The sequence below is a fragment of the Rhodococcus sp. NPDC058639 genome, from assembly GCF_042717545.1.
Lineage (GTDB): Bacteria > Actinomycetota > Actinomycetes > Mycobacteriales > Mycobacteriaceae > Rhodococcus.
The window spans coordinates 171551-189157 of record NZ_JBHXRF010000006.1; the positions used below are offsets into that span (position 1 = coordinate 171551).

At 68.8% G+C, this 17607-nt stretch carries 20 protein-coding genes; 13 read left to right on the forward strand and 7 right to left on the reverse strand.

Going from position 1 to position 17607, the window contains the following annotated elements:
* Nucleotides 1-19 precede the first annotated feature (19 nt).
* Together ACFWU2_RS13590 and ACFWU2_RS13595 are read left to right on the forward strand one after the other, a co-directional pair.
* The gene (locus ACFWU2_RS13590; protein WP_378606685.1) at nt 20-418 is read left to right on the forward strand and encodes a group III truncated hemoglobin; all 399 of its coding nucleotides are present in this window, start codon (nt 20-22) and stop codon (nt 416-418) included.
* A 92-nt stretch (nt 419-510) separates the two neighbouring features.
* On the forward strand, nt 511-873 hold the full coding sequence (locus tag ACFWU2_RS13595) for a PLDc N-terminal domain-containing protein (protein WP_378606688.1): 363 nt from the start codon (nt 511-513) through the stop codon (nt 871-873).
* A 7-nt stretch (nt 874-880) separates the two neighbouring features.
* Here the strand turns inward: ACFWU2_RS13595 and ACFWU2_RS13600 are convergent, their stop codons facing one another.
* From ACFWU2_RS13600 to ACFWU2_RS13620, 5 genes are all read right to left on the reverse strand, one after another.
* The gene (locus tag ACFWU2_RS13600; RefSeq protein WP_378606691.1) at nt 881-1522 is read right to left on the reverse strand and encodes a DUF6308 family protein; all 642 of its coding nucleotides are present in this window, start codon (nt 1520-1522) and stop codon (nt 881-883) included.
* Between the two features lies 1 nt (nt 1523).
* On the reverse strand, nt 1524-2108 hold the full coding sequence (locus ACFWU2_RS13605) for a hypothetical protein (RefSeq protein ID WP_378606694.1): 585 nt from the start codon (nt 2106-2108) through the stop codon (nt 1524-1526).
* 43 nt (nt 2109-2151) lie between these two features.
* A complete protein-coding gene (locus tag ACFWU2_RS13610; protein WP_378606697.1) occupies nt 2152-2814 on the reverse strand; it encodes a Maf family protein in 663 nt (220 codons plus the stop codon).
* A 1-nt stretch (nt 2815) separates the two neighbouring features.
* Complete coding sequence (locus ACFWU2_RS13615; protein ID WP_378606700.1) at nt 2816-3160, reverse strand: acyl-CoA carboxylase epsilon subunit; 345 nt, start codon at nt 3158-3160, stop codon at nt 2816-2818.
* Nucleotides 3161-3335: 175 nt separating this feature from the next.
* Nucleotides 3336-4976: an acyl-CoA carboxylase subunit beta gene (locus ACFWU2_RS13620; protein ID WP_378606703.1), complete on the reverse strand. Its 1641-nt coding sequence runs from the start codon at nt 4974-4976 to the stop codon at nt 3336-3338.
* A gap of 116 nt (nt 4977-5092) precedes the next feature.
* Between ACFWU2_RS13620 and ACFWU2_RS13625 the strand changes: the two genes are divergently transcribed.
* The 4 genes from ACFWU2_RS13625 to ACFWU2_RS13640 are packed head-to-tail and all read left to right on the forward strand — an operon-like array spanning nt 5093 to nt 8591.
* Complete coding sequence (locus tag ACFWU2_RS13625; RefSeq protein ID WP_378606706.1) at nt 5093-5938, forward strand: biotin--[acetyl-CoA-carboxylase] ligase; 846 nt, start codon at nt 5093-5095, stop codon at nt 5936-5938.
* A gap of 50 nt (nt 5939-5988) precedes the next feature.
* Entirely contained in the window at nt 5989-6552 is a 564-nt protein-coding gene (locus ACFWU2_RS13630) for a PH domain-containing protein (RefSeq protein ID WP_378606709.1), read from the forward strand.
* 38 nt (nt 6553-6590) lie between these two features.
* Nucleotides 6591-7274 carry a response regulator transcription factor gene (locus ACFWU2_RS13635; protein WP_378606712.1) on the forward strand — a complete coding sequence of 228 codons (684 nt, stop codon included), beginning with the start codon at nt 6591-6593 and terminating at the stop codon, nt 7272-7274.
* A gap of 12 nt (nt 7275-7286) precedes the next feature.
* A complete protein-coding gene (locus ACFWU2_RS13640; RefSeq protein ID WP_378606715.1) occupies nt 7287-8591 on the forward strand; it encodes a sensor histidine kinase in 1305 nt (434 codons plus the stop codon).
* A gap of 31 nt (nt 8592-8622) precedes the next feature.
* On the opposite strand, the gene ACFWU2_RS13645 is transcribed toward ACFWU2_RS13640, so the two are convergent.
* Nucleotides 8623-9153, reverse strand: coding sequence for a GtrA family protein (locus ACFWU2_RS13645; RefSeq protein WP_378606718.1), 531 nt, complete (start codon nt 9151-9153; stop codon nt 8623-8625).
* A 250-nt stretch (nt 9154-9403) separates the two neighbouring features.
* Between ACFWU2_RS13645 and ACFWU2_RS13650 the strand changes: the two genes are divergently transcribed.
* The 7 genes from ACFWU2_RS13650 to ACFWU2_RS13680 all read left to right on the forward strand — a co-directional run bounded on the left by ACFWU2_RS13650 (nt 9404) and on the right by ACFWU2_RS13680 (nt 16875).
* The gene (locus ACFWU2_RS13650) at nt 9404-10618 is read left to right on the forward strand and encodes a 5-(carboxyamino)imidazole ribonucleotide synthase (RefSeq protein ID WP_378607266.1); all 1215 of its coding nucleotides are present in this window, start codon (nt 9404-9406) and stop codon (nt 10616-10618) included.
* Complete coding sequence (purE, locus tag ACFWU2_RS13655) at nt 10605-11123, forward strand: 5-(carboxyamino)imidazole ribonucleotide mutase (protein ID WP_378606721.1); 519 nt, start codon at nt 10605-10607, stop codon at nt 11121-11123. Before ACFWU2_RS13650 ends, purE begins: the two co-directional genes overlap by 14 nt.
* A 12-nt stretch (nt 11124-11135) precedes the next feature.
* Nucleotides 11136-12317 carry a sensor histidine kinase gene (locus tag ACFWU2_RS13660; RefSeq protein ID WP_378606726.1) on the forward strand — a complete coding sequence of 394 codons (1182 nt, stop codon included), beginning with the start codon at nt 11136-11138 and terminating at the stop codon, nt 12315-12317.
* Nucleotide 12318: 1 nt separating this feature from the next.
* The gene (locus ACFWU2_RS13665) at nt 12319-13032 is read left to right on the forward strand and encodes a response regulator (RefSeq protein ID WP_378607269.1); all 714 of its coding nucleotides are present in this window, start codon (nt 12319-12321) and stop codon (nt 13030-13032) included.
* Between the two features lie 114 nt (nt 13033-13146).
* On the forward strand, nt 13147-13926 hold the full coding sequence (locus tag ACFWU2_RS13670; protein ID WP_378606729.1) for an ABC transporter ATP-binding protein: 780 nt from the start codon (nt 13147-13149) through the stop codon (nt 13924-13926).
* Nucleotides 13923-16355: an FtsX-like permease family protein gene (locus ACFWU2_RS13675; RefSeq protein WP_378606732.1), complete on the forward strand. Its 2433-nt coding sequence runs from the start codon at nt 13923-13925 to the stop codon at nt 16353-16355. The genes ACFWU2_RS13670 and ACFWU2_RS13675 overlap by 4 nt, the downstream gene beginning before the upstream one ends.
* 76 nt (nt 16356-16431) lie before the next feature.
* Entirely contained in the window at nt 16432-16875 is a 444-nt protein-coding gene (locus ACFWU2_RS13680) for a hypothetical protein (RefSeq protein ID WP_378607272.1), read from the forward strand.
* Between the two features lie 9 nt (nt 16876-16884).
* On the opposite strand, the gene ACFWU2_RS13685 is transcribed toward ACFWU2_RS13680, so the two are convergent.
* Complete coding sequence (locus ACFWU2_RS13685; RefSeq protein WP_378606735.1) at nt 16885-17595, reverse strand: TIGR03089 family protein; 711 nt, start codon at nt 17593-17595, stop codon at nt 16885-16887.
* Nucleotides 17596-17607: the final 12 nt, after the last annotated feature.

Below are 17607 nucleotides of genomic sequence, written 5' to 3' on the forward strand. Positions count from 1 at the left end.
GGCGGTAGCGTTCGAGCACGTGACTCACAGTCGATCCCGCCACGCCGATCTCGGCTGCCGTGCCGACATCGACGTACTGGTGCGACGGTTCTACGAGCGTGCGCCGGCCGACCCGCTGCTGGCCCCGGTATTCGACGTTCTGACCGTGGTCGGACTCGACGAACACCTCGTCGTCGTCGGCGACTTCTGGGAGCAGATCCTGTTCCGCACCACGCGCTACGACGGAGCGTTCATCCCCGTCCACCGGGCGCTGCACGGCCACCACGGCCTGACATCCGTGCGGTTCGAGCGCTGGCTCGCGTTGTGGACCGAGAACGTCGACGCGCTGTTCGCGGGGACGAATGCCGACCGTGCCAAGGTCAAAGCCGAGGCGATGGCACGGTCGCTCGCCCGATCGCTGGGCGTCGACATGTCGTAACATCCGCGCGGATGCCGTGACGAGCACACACAGCGGTGATGAACAGACGAACCGATCCGGGGCGCCCGGCGGCGACATACAGGGGGGCGGGAATGCCGTATTTCGGGTTGATCGTGATGATCGTGTGGGTGGCGTGCCTGGTCGACGTGATCCGTGCCGACGAGCACGAGGTGCGGAACCTCCCCAAGCCGCTGTGGCTGATGGTCGTGATCCTTCTGCCGATGGTCGGCTCTGTGCTGTGGTTGCTCGTCGGACGGCCGGATGGGGTCGGCTGGTCGCAGACGCCGGCGTCGGCATTCCCGGAGTACAACCGGCCCGGGCGACAGGCCGGGCAGCAGCCCGAAACAGACGAGGAGTTCCTCCGGCGCTGCCGCGAACGCGCAGAACAGCAACGCCGCGTGGCCAGGGAGCAGGAGAAGCGCCGGCTGGAACGCGAGGGCGACACGGGGGCGTGAGTGTCGCTCAGTCGGAGACGGGTGCCTTCAGTTGCATCCACGCGAGCACATCGAGCACTCGCAGGGCCGGAACCGCGTCCGGCAACCCGGCCCGCTCCCGCAGTCCGACGAGACGTGCCTGTAGTTCACCGTCGTTGTGCCGCAACGCTTGCCGGATCGGCTCGAGATGCGCCTGCTTGGTGTCGAGCACCTCGCCGACGACGCGATCGTAGATCGGGTAGAGCCGGGACCGCTTCCGGGCGATCAGCTTCGATGCGACCGTGCGGCCGATGCTCGGCACCGTCCACAAAGCCGTTTCCAGTTGCCACGCGGGGGACCGGGGCGTCATCTCGTCTGCTTCATCGGCAAGATCGCGATCCGGACCGATCGCCGCCAGCAACTCGGCGAACTCGTCCCGGCGTTCCCGGAGCACGATGTCGGCGCCGTCGGGCGAGACCTCGACCGAGAGAAACGTGACGGCTACGAGGTCGTCGGCGGTGAAGACGTCGACGTCGCGTTGCCTGGTGCCGGTCGAATCCCACTCGTCCCAGAGCGCGCCGCTCCGGAGCCGACCGGTCTTCCGCAGCGGCACTCGGAAATAACGCTCCAGCACGTCGAGTGCCGGCGCGTCGTCCGGACCGGCGAGCACCTTGGGCAGCCGGATCGGCACGTCAGGCTTCTTCGGTCATGACGGCGAGGACGTGCTGCGCGAACCACCGATTGTGATACTCGCCATACGGACCCGCGCCTTGGTCGGCGAGACGCTCGGCCAGGGGGCCGATGGTGGTCTCGTCGAGGGGAAGGGCGAAGAACTGTTCGTCGGCGCCGTCGTCGCTGAGAAACCAGTCGATGACCACCGCGTCGCCGTGCGCGGCGGCGTTGTCCGAGTCGTGGAACTTCAGCAGCGGATACCGCATCGACAACTCGTCCAGGGAGGAACCGGTCTGCTGGATCAACGCGGAGGTGGACGTCGTCAGCACCGTGCGGTAATCGACGGTCTCCCCGTCTTCCGTGTACCGCTCGACGTGCAGGACTTCCATCGGGCCGATCGCGAGAGTGAACAGCCGCTGATGGTCTGCGGTTCTCCCAGCCGATGGAAGGCAGGTCAGCGTCCACCCGGACACTTCGTGGTCCGCCGGATCGTCGAACGCGGAGGCCAGGTATCCGGCCACCAGATCGACAACCACGTCGAAGAAGGGGTCCTGGCTCAGCAACACGAAGCTTTCTTGGGTCGCGGACCCCGCGATGTCGTTCATGACCGTCCTCGGATTCGGTGATGGGGATGGTCCGGAAACCCGTTCAGTTTTCGAGAGCGTCGATCGGGATGGCTGCGTTCTCGGTCCACAACTGTGCAATCGAGATGCCGACCTGGGCAAGAAGCGTGCGCACGAGAGGCAGTCCGATACCCACGACAGACGACGGATCGCCTTCGATGCTGTCGATGAACCAGCCGCCGAGACCGTCGAGGGTGAACGCTCCCGCCACCTCGAGCGGCTCTCCGCTCTCGAGGTAGGTCTCGAGTTCCTCTTCGGTCGGGGTGCCGAAATGGACAACGGTGCCGCTGTGGTCGGATGCCTCGGCAACGAGTGCGCCATCGTGGACCCGCAGCACGCTGTGCCCGGTGAGCAGTTCGGCGCTGCGCCCGGCCATCATGTGCCAGCGTTCACGCGCCACGTCGGCCGTACCGGGCTTGCCTTGCAGCACACCGTCGACGAGGAGCATCGAGTCGCAACCGATGACCACCGCGTCCTTGAGCCCGCTCTCGTCGAGGGCCGGCAGGATCGCAGCGGCTTTCTCGCGAGCGAGTGCTGTGACGACGGCCGCCGGGGCAGTACCGGGTTCGAGTGCCGCCACGACGGCGTCCTCGTCCACACCGGAGACCTGGACGAGCGGCTTGACTCCGGCCGCGTGCAGCACCGACAGACGGGCGGGAGAGGCCGACGCCAACACCAAACGGGGCATGTCAGACCCGGTTCGGGTACGAGTACGGGGAGAACGGAGCCCACTGGCGGTGCATCCGCGTCGGGTCGCCCCACGTCTCGCGCGGCGAGCCGTCTCCCTCGGGAGCCACGGACGCAGCCGCCGCCGCGAGCACGGAGACCAGGGCCGCGACCTCCTCGTCGGAGGGGTTGCCTTTGACGATGCGGAGGGCGACGGCCGGCTCCGCGGCAGGCTCCGGCGTCTCCACCGGCGACTGCTGCCCGGCCGGTCCGGGAGCCTGCCCGTCGGTGGGTTCGCCGAGCACGGCGCCGGTCGCTTCGTCGAACTCCGTGTCGGTGATGATCTTGTCCTCTGCCGTCGCGGTCACTGGGCGCCACCCGTGTGCGCTGCCGCGAACTGGGTCGCTGTCATGTGGGTCCTTCTCGTTGAGGTCATCGCACGCCACCTGCGGCGTGCTACGCCGTTCGGGTCGTGGCGAGGGGTGCGCGACCGCGTCCCGCCGGTATCACCGGCGGGACGCGAACGCACTCCGTCGCGAACCGTCACAGGGGAATGTTTCCATGCTTCTTCGGCGGGAGCGAAACCATCTTCCGCTCGAGCAGCCGCAGCGCGGAGACGATCTGGCCGCGGGTGTGCGACGGCGGGATGACCGCGTCGACATATCCGCGCTCGGCCGCGATGTACGGGTTGACGAGGGTGTCCTCGTATTCGTTCTGCAACTGCAGGCGCAACGCGTCGACGTCCTCGCCGGCCGCGGCGGCATCCTTGAGCTGCTTGCGGTAGACGAATCCCACGGCTCCGGATGCGCCCATGACGGCGATCTGCGCGGTCGGCCACGCGAGGTTCACGTCGGCGCCCATGTGCTTGGAGCCCATGACGTCGTAAGCGCCGCCGTATGCCTTGCGGGTGATGACGGTGATCTTGCCGACCGTCGCCTCGCCGTACGCGTACAGCAGTTTCGCGCCACGGCGAATGATGCCGTTGAACTCCTGCTCGGTGCCGGGCAGGAAGCCGGGGACGTCCACGAGCGTGATGATCGGGACGTTGAAGGCGTCGCAGGTGCGCACGAAGCGGGCGGCCTTCTCGGAGGCGTCGATGTCCAGGCAGCCTGCGAACTGGGTCGGCTGGTTGGCGACGATGCCGACGCTGCGGCCGTCGATGCGGCCGAAGCCGATGATGATGTTCCGGGCGCGCTCCGCCTGGACCTCGAGGAACTCGTCGTCGTCGAGGAGACGGCGGATGACCTCGTGCATGTCGTACGGCTGGTTCGCCGAGTCGGGGATGATCGTGTCGAGCTCGAGGTCCTCGTCGGTGAGCGAATCCTCGATCGCGCCGTCGATCGGATCGGTAGGAGCGGTGCGCGGGGCAGCAGCCTGGTTGTTGCTCGGCAGGTACGACAGCAGGTCGCGGACATAGTCGAGCGCGTCCTGCTCACCCTCTGCGACGTAGTGCGCGACACCCGACTTGACCATGTGGGTGTGTGCGCCGCCGAGGTCTTCCATCGTGACGTCTTCGCCCGTGACGGTCTTGATGACGTCGGGGCCGGTGACGAACATCTGGCTGGTCTTGTCGACCATGACGACGAAGTCCGTCAGCGCGGGGGAGTACACGTGACCGCCAGCGGCGGGGCCCATGATGAGCGAGATCTGCGGGATGACGCCGGAGGCCTGCACGTTGCGGTGGAAGATCTCGCCGTACAGTCCGAGCGAGACGACACCTTCCTGGATGCGCGCGCCGGCACCTTCGTTGATGCCGACCAGGGGGCGACCGGTGCGGACCGCGAGATCCATGACCTTGACGATTTTCTCGCCGTAGACCTCACCGAGGCTGCCACCGAAGACCGTGGCGTCCTGCGAGAAGACGCAGACGTCGCGGCCGTCGATCGTTCCGTAGCCGGTGACGACACCGTCGCCGACGGGACGGTTCTCGGCCAGGCCGAAGTTCGTGCTGCGGTGGCGGGCGAGAGCATCGAGTTCGACGAACGAACCTTCGTCGAGCAACGCGGTGATGCGCTCGCGGGCGGTCAGCTTGCCCTTGGCGTGCACCTTCTCGATGGCGGCTTCACCGACGGGAGCCTGAGCCTGGGCCTGACGATTGCGCAGGTCGGCGAGCTTGCCGGCGGTGGTGTGAATATCGGGCGTACTCGCCGCCTCGGACGCGGAGGGCTCCTGGACAGTGGTCATGGGCAGTCAGCTTAGCGAGCGTCACATGCCTGTGCCGCGCCGGTCCCGGTTGTGTTGAATTATTGAACTGGAGCTACCGGCGGGTAGGCGATTTCGACCCACCCTAGGCTGGGCGCATGGCCGGAAACCGCGAAACGCCAGATCTCGCTTCCTTGCGCACACCACTCGACGTGGCTCGTCTGCGCAGCGCTCTCACCTCGGGTGACGGCGGCGCGTTCTACACCCGGCTCGACGTCGTGGACGAGACCGGCTCGACCAACGCGGACCTGCTCGCCGTCGCACCTAAGGGCGCCGACCGCCGCGCGCTGCTGGCGGAGTTCCAGAGTGGTGGACGCGGACGGCACTCCCGCACCTGGAACGGTGTGCCGGCGGCCCAGGTCATCGTCTCGGTGCTCGTGCGCCTGCCCGGGTGCCCTCTGCGCGACCTCGGGTGGCTGCCGCTGATCGCCGGGATCGCCGCCGTCGACGCTGTGCGCACAGTCGGGGGAGTCCCGGCACAGCTCAAATGGCCGAACGATGTGCTGGTCGGCGGACGGAAACTCGCGGGGATCCTCGTGGAGGTCGCGTCCACCTCACCGGAGCCCGCAGCCGTCGTCGGGGTCGGCGTGAACGTGACCCTCACGGCGGAGGAACTGCCCGTTCCGACGGCCACGTCGTTGTTGCTCGAGGATGCCGACGATCTCGACCGGACGCTGCTCGCGGAGACGCTGCTGGCCGCGTTCGCCGACCGGATCCGTGCGTGGGCGCGCGCGGGCTGGAACACGGCGGGGCCCGCCGCTGCGTATCGCGAGCGCTGCGGCACGATCGGGCACCAGGTGCGCGCGGTGCTACCCGGCGACACCGAACTGCGCGGCCTCGCCGTGGACGTGGACGACCAGGGCCGTCTCGTGATCCGGCCCGACGGCGGCGGCGACACGGTGGCCGTGGCCGCGGGCGACATCACGCACCTGCGGCCCGCCTGACACCACGCCGACGGGGCGGCCCGTCACCGGTATGTGCCATCGTGGGCGCCATGGGATATCCCGACGACGCGCTGGCACCAGGGGAAGAGCTGCTGCTCCACCGTCATCCGCACTGGAAGGCGCTGATCGTTCCGGCCGCAATCCTCCTCGTGGCGACGCCGCTCGCAGGCTTCCTGCTGGGAGTCGTCGCGGCTCGGCTCGACGGTGTCGCAGCGACCGTCCTGAGTGTGGCGGTCGTGGTGCTGTGGCTCGCGGTCGTGGTGTGGCGCTCCCTCGTTCCGCTCGTGAGCTGGCTCAGCACGCACTTCATCGTCACCGACCGGCGAGTGCTGGTTCGCACCGGTGTCCTGACGCACACGGGAATCGACATTCCCATGGGCCGGATCAGCAATGTCCAGTTCCGGCACGGCCTCGTCGACCGGATGCTCCGCACCGGAACCCTCGTGGTGGTCTCGGCTGCCGACGATCCGCTCGAGTTCGACGACATTCCCGAAGTGCGGCAGGTCCACGCCCTGCTCTACCAGCAGGCATTCGACGCGCACGACCGCACCGCGGCGGAAAACCACCCCGCGCGGCATCCGCACGAAGAGGACACCCGCCGCAAAGCGTGGTAATCCCGACAACCGGGCCATCGATCCGTACGCTGAAATCCGTGACTGCCGTACTACTCGCCGAAGACGACGACGCCATCGCGGCACCGCTCTCGCGCGCGCTCGGCCGCGAGGGTTACGAGGTGACGGTCGAACACAGCGGCCCGGTGGCGCTCGAACGTGCGCTCTCCGGCGACTACGACCTCCTCATCCTCGATCTGGGCCTACCCGGTATGGACGGTCTTGAAGTATGCCGCCAGATCCGCGCGGATCGCTCCGAGCTGGCTGTCCTCATGCTCACCGCCCGGACCGACGAAGTCGACTTCGTCGTCGGGCTCGACGCGGGCGCCGACGACTACGTCGGCAAGCCGTTCCGGCTCGCCGAACTGATGGCGCGGGTCCGCGCGTTGCTTCGTCGCCGAGGCTCGGGCGAGCAGGACGATGTCGTCGACGTGTCGGGGATCCGGCTCGAACGAGCCGCCCGGCGGGTCCTCGTCGACGGGTCCGAGGTCGCACTCGCCAACAAGGAATACGAGTTGCTGCGGGTCCTGCTCGAACACGCGGGGCAGGTGGTCTCGCGCGACATCATCCTCGAAGAGGTCTGGGGTGACACCGATCTCCGGGGCTCCAAGACCCTCGACATGCATATGTCGTGGCTGCGTCGCAAGATCGGCGACGAGGGACCTGCAGGTGAACGACGCATCGCGACGGTGCGCGGTGTCGGTTTCCGTTTGAATACCGACTAGCGGCCCACGCACGTGCGTAGTCGCATCCTCAACGCGGTGATGGCCACCGTTCTGCTCGTCGCCCTCCTGCTCGGTGTTCCGCTCGCCTATACGGCCTACCTCTTCGTGGAGGACATCGCGCGGCGTGACCTGCAGGACCGTCTCGGTCGGATGGCCGACGAGATCATCGCGCAGGAGGGCACCGGCGGCCTCGTGGTCGGCGGCCTCGACACCAGTTCCTTGCGCCTTCTCGTTCCCGCCGGCGGCCGGGTCGTGGTGGTCTACCCCACCCCGGAAAACGTCGCGGCGCGCCTCGACATCGGGGCTCCCGTCGTGGAGTCCCCGATCGTGGAGTCGCTCTCGATGGGCACATCGGGTTCGCTGCGGATCGAGGTTCCGTCGGAGAGCCTGCGCACCCTCCAGCAGCAGGTGCTCGCGGCCGTGACATTGCTCGTGCTGCTGTCCGTCGCCGTCGGCGCACTGGTCGCGGTGGCGACCGCCCGACGGCTCGCCGACCCCCTCCGGGACGTGGCCCGGCGCGCGGCGCGGTTGGCCGAAGGTGATTTCCGACCGGCCCCGCGCCGGCACGGCATTCCGGAACTCGATCGGGTGTCCGACGTGCTCGACGCCGCGGCCGTCGAGATCTCCAACCGCCTCCAGCGTGAACACGGCCTGGTCGGCGACGTCTCCCACCAGTTGCGGTCGCGCATGACGGCGATCAGGCTGCGTCTCGACGAACTGTCCACCCACGACGACCCGGCGGTCGTCGAGGAGGCCGAGGCCGCGATGGCACAGGTGGACCGGCTGACCGCTGCGATCACCGACCTGGTCCGGCAGTCCCGCAACAGCGCCGCCGAACTCCGCACCGAGGTCTCGGTGGTGGGCGACCTCACCGGCGTGATCGCGGATTGGCGCGGCCCGTTCCAGGAGGCCGGCCGCGAACTGGTGCTCAGCGGCGACCCGTCGTTGCGCTCGTCGGTGACGGGATCGCGGTTGCGTGAGGCGGTCGCGGTGCTCGTCGACAACGCACTCGTCCACGGTGGCGGAACGTGCACGGTCTCGGTGCGCTACGTCGCCACGCGCGGTGATTCGACGGTGTGCGTCGAGGTCAGCGACGAAGGTGAGGGAGTGTCCGACGACCTGGTGCCGCACATATTCGACCGCGGTTTCTCCGGTGGCGGTTCGACCGGTCTGGGTCTTGCACTGGCACGGGCGCTCGTCGAAGCGGACGGCGGGCGTCTCGAACTACAACGTCGCAGACCCGCTCTGTTCGCGCTGTTTCTCGGTGCGAGCAAAGATCACGCAGCGCCGGAGGGCCGAACCCGGGAACCGAGATGATCCCGACGGCCTGCCCGCGCTCGGGAACAGATCAGGTTCGCGGGCCGTCGGTGAGTTCACCGGGCGCGTTCTCGGGGGTCATCTCATCGGGGAAGACGAACCGCCGGAAGCAGTAGAAACGGAACATCATCTGCAGCAGGTTGCCGATGATGTAGGCGCTGACGAAGTCCGCGATGTTCTCTACCGTGAGGCTGACCTCCGGCACCCTCAGGTTGAAGACGTAACTCGAGATGTACAGCGGGATGAAGGACAGGACCACCCCGATCCCGCTCACGAAGAAGAACAGGAACGCCTCGTGCGCACGCTCGCGGCCGCCGCGATTCTTGAAGGACCATTCGCGGTTGAGCACGTAGGAGCAGAGCACCGCGACGACACCGGCGATGATCTTGGCCGTGACAGGCTTTTCCGACAGAACCGTGAGCTTGAGGGTGTAGAAGATCGTCGAGTCGATGACGAACGTGGTACCGCCGACGATCGCGAACTTGATCAGCTCGCGGTGACGAACCAACAAGTCCCGAAGGGGCTGCGGAACTCTGTTCAGGGTTTCATCAACGAATGACACTCGGAGAAGTCTACGAAACGTTTGCGTGAATTCACGAACCTTGCGAGAAACTATCAGCGACGCCACAGCTTCGCCGGGTGCGCGCGGGAGCTGACGTCCCCGTGCGTCCGGCAGTCCTCGAGCAGCGCCCGCGACGTGCGGTGACACCGCTGCGAGGAGCCCCCGACGTGCTGTGACAACATGGATAGCCGTGACCGGCAGACCCGAACCGTCCCCTAGATCCGACGCTCCTCGCGCGCGCACCGGCGGCATGCCGGTCGTCACCATGATCGGTGGGGGCCAGCTCGCCCGGATGACCCATCAGGCCGCGATCGCCCTCGGCCAGACCCTGCGCGTTCTCTCCGGCACGGCGGACGAACCCGCGGCCCAGGTCAGCCCGGATGTCGTCCTGGGGAGCCACCACGATCTGGACGCTCTGCGCCGCGCCGCGATCGGCGCCCACGCCCTCACGTTCGACCACGAGGGTGTGCCCACCGAGCACCTCGAGGTGCTGCAGCGGGAAGGCGTGAACGTGCTGCCGCCGCCGCAGGCGCTGATTTTCGCTCAGGACAAGATCGCGATGCGTAAGCGGCTCGGCGCGCTCGGCGCTCCGATGCCGAAGTTCGCGGAGATCACCTCCGTCGACGATGCGATCGCCGCGACCGAGACCCTCGGCCACCCGTACGTACTCAAGGCTGCCCGTGGGGGATACGACGGGCGTGGCGTCTGGATTCTCGACGATCGCGCCGAACTCGAGCGTGTCGTCGCCGAACAACTCGCTGCCGGTGTGCCGCTTCTCGCCGAAGAGAAGATCGAGTGGAAGCGCGAGCTGTCCGCCATGGTCGCCCGCTCACCGTTCGGTCAGGGCGCGTCGTGGCCCGTGGTCGAGACCGTCCAGCGCGACGGGCAGTGTGCCGTCGTCATCGCGCCGGCACCGGACCTCCCCGCCGACGTCGCGGCCGCCGCCGAACAGCTCGCGCTGCGCATCGCCGGTGAACTGGGCGTGGTGGGAGTCATGGCGGTCGAGCTCTTCGAGACCCGGTCCGGCGAGTTGATCGTCAACGAACTCGCGATGCGCCCGCACAACTCCGGCCACTGGGGCATGGACGGCGCGCGCACCGGCCAGTTCGAACAGCATCTGCGCGCGGTGCTCGACTACCCGCTCGGCGACACGACTCCGCTCGCCCCGGTAACGGTGATGGCCAACGTCCTCGGCGCTGCCGAAGCACCCGAGATGAGCATGGACGAGCGCCTGCACCACCTGTTCGCCCGGATGCCCGACGCGCGGGTGCACCTGTACGGGAAGGGTGAGCGCAAGGACCGGAAGATCGGGCACGTCAATCTGCTCGGCGATCCGAACGGGTCGATCGACGACCCCGCGTACGTCGCCGCGGTGCGGGAGCGCGCCGAACGCGCCGCGCACTGGCTCTCGCATGCGGTCTGGACCGATGGTTGGAACGAACACACGGGAGATGACGGTGAGTGATGTGTCGCAGGGTGCGCAGGTCGGCCTGATCATGGGCAGCGACTCCGACTGGCCGACGATGGAGGCGGCCGCCGAGGCGCTCGCCGAGTTCGGAATCCGCTTCGAGGTGGGCGTGATCTCTGCGCATCGCACACCGCAGCGGATGCTCGACTATGCCGCGAACGCGGCGGGTCGGGGAATCAAGGTGATCATCGCCGGCGCCGGTGGCGCCGCGCACCTGCCGGGCATGGTCGCGTCGGCGACGCCGCTGCCGGTGATCGGTGTGCCGGTCCCGCTCAAGTACCTCGACGGCATGGACTCGTTGCTCTCCATCGTCCAGATGCCCGCGGGAGTGCCCGTCGCAACCGTCTCCATCGGGGGAGCGCGCAACGCGGGTCTGCTGGCGGCGCGCATCCTCGGTGCCTCCGATCCCGCGCTGCGCGCGCAGATGGAGCGGTTCCAGGCCGGGCTCGAGGAGATGGTGCTCGAGAAGGACAACGCGCTGCGGCGCACGCTCCTCGGCTGACAGACCGCCGCCGTGCAGACCACGTCGCTGGTGGAACGATGGAACCGGTGGTCCCGGGCGCACGTCGGAACGGTCGACGCCGTCCTCGCCGGACCGATCGTGTTGTTCGCAGTGGCGGCTGCGCTTGCCGTGGACGAGAGCTCACCGGCAGTCGTCGTCGTGGCTCTCGCTGTGTCCGTCCCGCTCGTCTGGCGGCGCGTGTATCCGGTCGCTGCGGGCGGAATCGTCGCTGTCGCCTCGTACGCACACCTCGCGTTCCTGCCCGAACTCGGTCCCGGGACCGTGATCGCGGTTCCCGTCGCGGTGTACTCGCTCGCCGCCTACGCCCCGCGCTGGGCCGCCAACGTAGCCCTCGTCGCCGCGGCGGCCGGGGGAGCGGGTGCCGGGGCGCGGTATCTGTCCCCGCCGGACAGCCGACCACTCGACGTCGCTGTCATGGCGGTGCTGGTCGCGGTGTTCCTCGGCGGGATCTGGGCGTTCGGGCGCGTTCGGGGCCTGCGGTTGCGGGAGATGACGTCGCTGACCGAACGGAACCGGTTGCTCGAACTCGAACGGCTCAAGGAAGCGGAACTCGCCGCCACGCAGGAACGCACCCGGATCGCGCGGGAGATGCACGATATCGTCGCGCATTCGCTCACCGCGATCATCGCGCAGGCGGACGGGGGACGGTATGCCGCCGCGCAGCACCCGGAGACAGCCGCGGAGGTGCTCGCCACCATTTCCGAGACGGGCCGCGGCGCACTCACGGACATGCGGTCGCTGCTGTCGGTACTGCGCGAGGACTCGCCGCGCGAGTTCACCACGACGCCGGGTCTCGGCGATCTCGGCGCCCTGATCGACCGGATGGGCGACAGCGGCCTCGATGTCACGTTCACCGAGACCGGAAAGCCCCGCGAAATTTCCGGCGGGCTCGGCCTGTCCGTGTACCGCATCGTGCAGGAGTCGCTGACGAACGTTCTCAAGCACGCCGGACCGAACGCACGCGCCGACGTGACCCTGGACTGGCACCCGGACCGCCTCGTCGTGGAGATCGTCGACGACGGGCGGGGTGCGGCCGCGCTGGTGGAGTCGCGGCCCGGAGGTCAGGGGCTCACCGGTATCGACGAGCGGGCACGGTTGCACGGCGGCACCGCCGTGTGCGGGCCGCGCGCGCGAGACGGTGGGTACCGTGTCCGCGTCACGCTCCCTGCCTAGGCTGACGGACGTGTCCCATCCCGAAGTCCCGATCCGCGTCGCGCTCGTCGACGACCAGCAACTCGTCCGGGCGGGTTTCCGCATGGTCCTCGAATCGCAGCCCGACATCGATGTGGTGGCGGAGGCGTCCGACGGAGCAGCGGCCGTGGCCGAACTCGTCCGTGTGCACGCCGATGTCGTCCTGATGGACGTGCAGATGCCTCGGGTCGACGGGATAGCCGCGACCCGGATGCTGCTGGCGGAACCGGACGCGCCCAAGGTCGTGGTGCTGACGACCTTCGACAACGACGAGTATGTCGTGCAGGCCATCGCCGCCGGAGCCAGCGGATTCCTTCTCAAGGATGCGCCTCCCGAGGATCTGCTCGATGCGGTACGGACGGTGTACCGGGGAGACGCGATCATGGCGCCGCGCGCGACGCGGCGACTGCTCCGGCACATTTCACCGATGCTCGGAGCGTCCGCGCATCCGCCCGCCGCGCAGGTGGACGTGCCCGCCGATCTGACGCCGCGTGAACTCGAAGTCCTCGTGGCGATGGCGCACGGACTGACCAACGGCGAGATCGCGCAGCGGTTCGTGTTGTCGGAGGCGACCGTGAAAACCCATGTGGGCCGGGTACTGGCGAAGACCGGTTCCCGCGACCGGGTGCAGGCGGTGTTGTTCGCGTTCCGGTCCGGTCTGGTGCGCCTCGACGAGCTGCTCGGCGCGGGCGAGTAGGCCCACGGTCGGCCCGGGACACGGTGGTGTGTCCTACCGTGGGATGACCCGGTCGCCTCGAGGATCGGTCCGCGCTCCGATGTGCCGCGGCCGCCGGATTTCTACGGTCGAACCATGACAAAACCTGGTTCTTTCCTGCCGGCGTGTTCGGCGCACGACGTCGTGCGCGTCTACGGTCGCGGCGACGCCGAAGTGCGTGCCCTCGACGGGGTGACCGTCGCCTTCGAGCGCGGCCGGTTCACCGCGATCATGGGGCCCTCCGGCTCCGGGAAATCCACGCTCATGCACGCGCTCGCCGGCTTGGACGGAATCGACGCGGGCCGCGTGGTTCTGCACGGAGACGCGCGGCGGAGCGACATCGAGATCAGCGCCGCGTCCGACGCGGTCCTGACCGGATTACGACGCGACCGCATCGGGTTCGTCTTCCAGGCGTTCAATCTGCTGCCGGTGCTCACCGCCCGCGACAATGTGCTGCTCCCCATGCGGTTGGCCGGAACCCGTCCGGCCCCCGAGTGGTTCGACGAGGTGATCGGCCGGCTCGGCCTCACCGAGCGCCTGGACCATTTCCCGCACGAGATGTCGGGTGGGCAACAGCAGCGGGTCGCGGTAGCGCGGGCACTGCTCGCGCGACCGGACGTCATCTTCGCCGACGAACCCACCGGCAACCTCGACTCGCAATCCGGCGCCGAGGTGCTCTCGCTGCTGCGGTCGAGCGTGCGCGAAACCGGCCAGACCGTCGTCATGGTCACGCACGATCCGGTCGCCGCCTCGTATTCCGACCGGGTCGTCCTGCTGTCGGACGGCCGGCTCGCGGGCGAAATTCACGATCCCACAGCGGATTCCGTACTCGAAACGATGCGCGACCTGAGCGCGGGCCCGGTGTCGGTCGGATGAGGCATCTCGTTCTCGCTCAGGCACGGGCGCACCGCGGCCGATACGTCGCATCGGCGCTCGCAGTGGTGGTCGCGGTCGCCTTCGTCGTCGCGACGCTGGTTCTCGGCAGCACTGTCGACTCCGCGATCACCACGTCGACAGCGGCGCAGTACGACGGTGTCGCCGCCGTCATCACGGAGTCCGACTCCGGCCTCGACCCCGACGGGGTCCTCACTGCCATCTCGGCTGTGCCGGGCGTGGAGGCGTCCGCGCTCGATGTGACGGGTCCGGTCAGAGTCGCCGGAACAGACGGTTACAGCACCGCATCGACGGTGTCGGGCGACGTGTCGTTGCGCTGGCAGCAACTCGCCGACGGGCGCTGGCCGTCCGGCCCCGACGAGGTGACGGTGGGGTCGTCGTCGCGCCACGCGATCGGTGATTCCCTCGCGATCACCGACATCGACGGGAAACCTGCACACACCGACGTCACCGTGGTGGGCACGATCGACCTTGCGGGATCACCCCTCGCACTGGATTCGCGCCTCGTGTTCGGCGACGTCGCGCAGGTCCGGGCCTGGGCGGGGGAATACACCGAGTGGGAGATCAGGGTCGCAGGCCGGGGTGGCTCGGCGCTCGCCGACGCGCTCGCCGCCGCGGTTCCCGGCGCGCACGTCACCACAGGTGCCGACCGGGCGACCGCGGTAGCGGGAAGCTATGTCGGCGACATCGGGACTCTCCGCAACGTCCTGCTGTGTTTCGCCGCCATCGCGGTCGTGGTCGCCGGATTGGTCATCGCCAACACCTTCGCGGTCCTGCTCGCGGCCCGGACGCGCGAGTTCGCGCTCATGCGCTGTGTGGGCGTGACGTCGGCGCAGGTGCGACGCAGTGTGCGAGCAGAATCCGTGATCGTCGGCTTCGTCTCGGCGGTCTTCGGCGTGCTCGCCGGATGTGGTCTCGCTGCGGTGGTCGTCGCGGTCGCCCGCGCCGCGGAGGTACCGATACCGCTCACCTCGATCGCGGTGACCCCCGGCGCGATCGGCGTCGGTCTGCTGCTGGGCACCGTGGTCACCGTGATTGCCGCGAACGGGCCCGCGCGGGCTGCGACGCGCGTGTCCGCCCTGGCTGCGATGCATCCGCTCGAGACCCAGCCGGAACCGGTGCGGGACACGTGGGTGCGCAGGGTGTGTGCACTGCTGGCGATTGTCGGCGGTGCGGTACTGCTCGGGATCGGAGCGGCGGTGGGCAACGTGCTGATCGCGTGCCCCGGTGGGCTGATGCTGTTCGTCGGCGTCATCCTGGCCTCCCGCCGGATCGTGCCGGCTCTGGTGGGGGTGGTAGGACAGGCGCTGGCCCGCTTCGGTGGTCCCGTCGCCGCGCTCGCGGCCGGCAATGCCCGCCGCAATCCCCGTCGTACCGCGTCGACCGCGACCGCGCTGTTCATCGGCGTGACCCTGACCTCCACGATCGTGGTGGGCATCGGCACGCTCAAGGCGGGCGCGCCCGAGTTGATCGACGAGAACTTTCCCGTCGACGTCGCGGTGATGTCGGTTCCGGGCGCATCCGACGGTGCTGTGGACCGGTTCACCGCACTGGACGGTCTGCGCGCGGGGACCGCGGTCGCGAATACGACCGTCGGGGTCGGGGAGACCGAATTCTTCGTCACCGGGGTGGATCCGGACTCTGCCGCACAGACTCTCAGGGACGACGTGCGGTTGCCGCAGCCGGGAACGATCGCGCTCGAACCGTCGCTGGCCGAGACGCTGGGAGTCCGTGAGGGCGAGGCGATCACCGTGCGTGGCGACACCGGGGCGCGCGAACTCACGGTCGTGATGGCCGGCCCCGGTGCACCCGACCTGATTGCGCTCGCCGACCTGCAGGTCATCGACGCCGAGACTGCCGACACCGTCTGGTTGCGTCTGGACGACGGTCTGACCGACGACCGGCTCGTCGCGGTCTCGGACGACATCGCGCGGCTGGCGGCCGACATCTCACCCGGCAGCGAGGTGGTGGGTGCGGTCGCGAACCGGCAGATGCTCGAGAAGCTGCTCGACACGATGTTGCTGGTCGTCGGCGGTCTGCTGTCGATCGCCATTCTGATCGCGCTGATCGGCGTCGGAAACACCATGGCACTGTCCGTGATCGAACGGCGTCGCGAGACCGGGATGCTGCGCGCGCTGGGCCTGTCCCGGTCGGGGGTGCGAAGTCTGCTGGTGCGGGAAGGCGTGATCATCGCCGGCGTCGCGTCGGTGCTCGGGGTCGCCCTGGGCCTGCTGCTCGGCACGGCCGGAACCGCGTCCGTGATCGGGGCCGGCTATGTCACGCCGGGCGGAGTTCCGTGGGTGCAACTCGTCGCAATCGTGGCGGCCGGGGGTACCGCGGGTGTGGTGGCCTCACTCATCCCGGCGCACCGAGCCGGGCGGACGAGCCCCGTGGCGGCGCTGACCGGCTGACCGTTTGTGCACGGCACCGCCGTCGCCGTGACGGCGGCACCGGATCGCTAGGCTCGGGACCGTGCCCCACGAACGCATGGTTCCGAGCCGAGCGGTCCGCGCATCGCGCGGTGTGCCGTCCGCGCGTATCGCCACCGTGGCAGCATTGCTCTGGGCGAGGTTGTGGGGCGGCTCGGTGACCTTCGACGACGAGTGCGGCATCTATGTGTGCGCAGGTATGCGGGGCGGCTTCGCGCGCGGAGGGACGACAGTCGGTGGCGCGTTTCTCACCCGCACCCAACCGACCCGGCGGTTGCTGCGTCACGAGGCCGTCCACGCCGATCAGTGGGCACGATACGGTCTCGGGTTCGCCGTGCGGTATTGGTGGGAAGAGATGCGAAATCCCGGTTCCCGCAACAGGTTCGAGATCGAAGCAGGGTTGGAGGACGGCGGCTACCGGAAGTCCGGGGGCCGTCCGTCCCGCAGCACCCGCAGTCGCGGGGCACCACGCCGCGATCGACTGCCACCACCAGGCGAGTAGAGCAGGCGCTCACCCGTCGAGACGCACGGTGACCTTCTCGCTCACGACGCGCCGTTCCTCGGCGGCCGGGTCGGGGCGCGAGACCTGTACGAGCGATGCGCCTGCCGCCAGCACGGCGAGCAAGCCACCGATCAGCGCGTCGGGCGTCTCCCAGGTCCGTGACGAGAGCACCCGGTCCGCGGCGGTGATCCCTGCGCTCTGTGCGGCGTCGCGCGCGGCGGCGAGTACGTCACCGGCGGAGCGCCCGTCGAGCACCGATCCACCGTCGCCCGCCGAGCGGAACTGGTCGCCGTGCACCCGGACATTCGTCGCGTAGTCGGTGACGCCGGGCGGCAGATCCGCGACGGGCGCACCGAACGCATCCAGTGAGAGTGCGGCCACCTCCGCGGCCTGTTCGACGTCGGCGAGGCGATCGGGCGTCACGAGAGCCACTTCCACGTCGTCGGAGGGCTCGAGGACGACCTCGGCACCCGCCCACCACGTGCCGAGAAGCACAGCGGCGGTCTGCCAGTGCGCCGGAAGGAGGACCGCCACCTGCGCACCGGGCAGCACACCGAACTCGTCACGCAGAAGGTTTGCCGTCTTCGCGGCCCAGTTGGCCAGCGTGACCGCCGACAGTTCGATCCGGGCTCCGGTCGCGTCGTCGTACCAGGTGATCCGCGGGCCCGCCGGATCGGCGGTGAGGATCGGTTCGAGCAGGGCGTCGGTCAGTGTGGTCACATCTACCTCGTT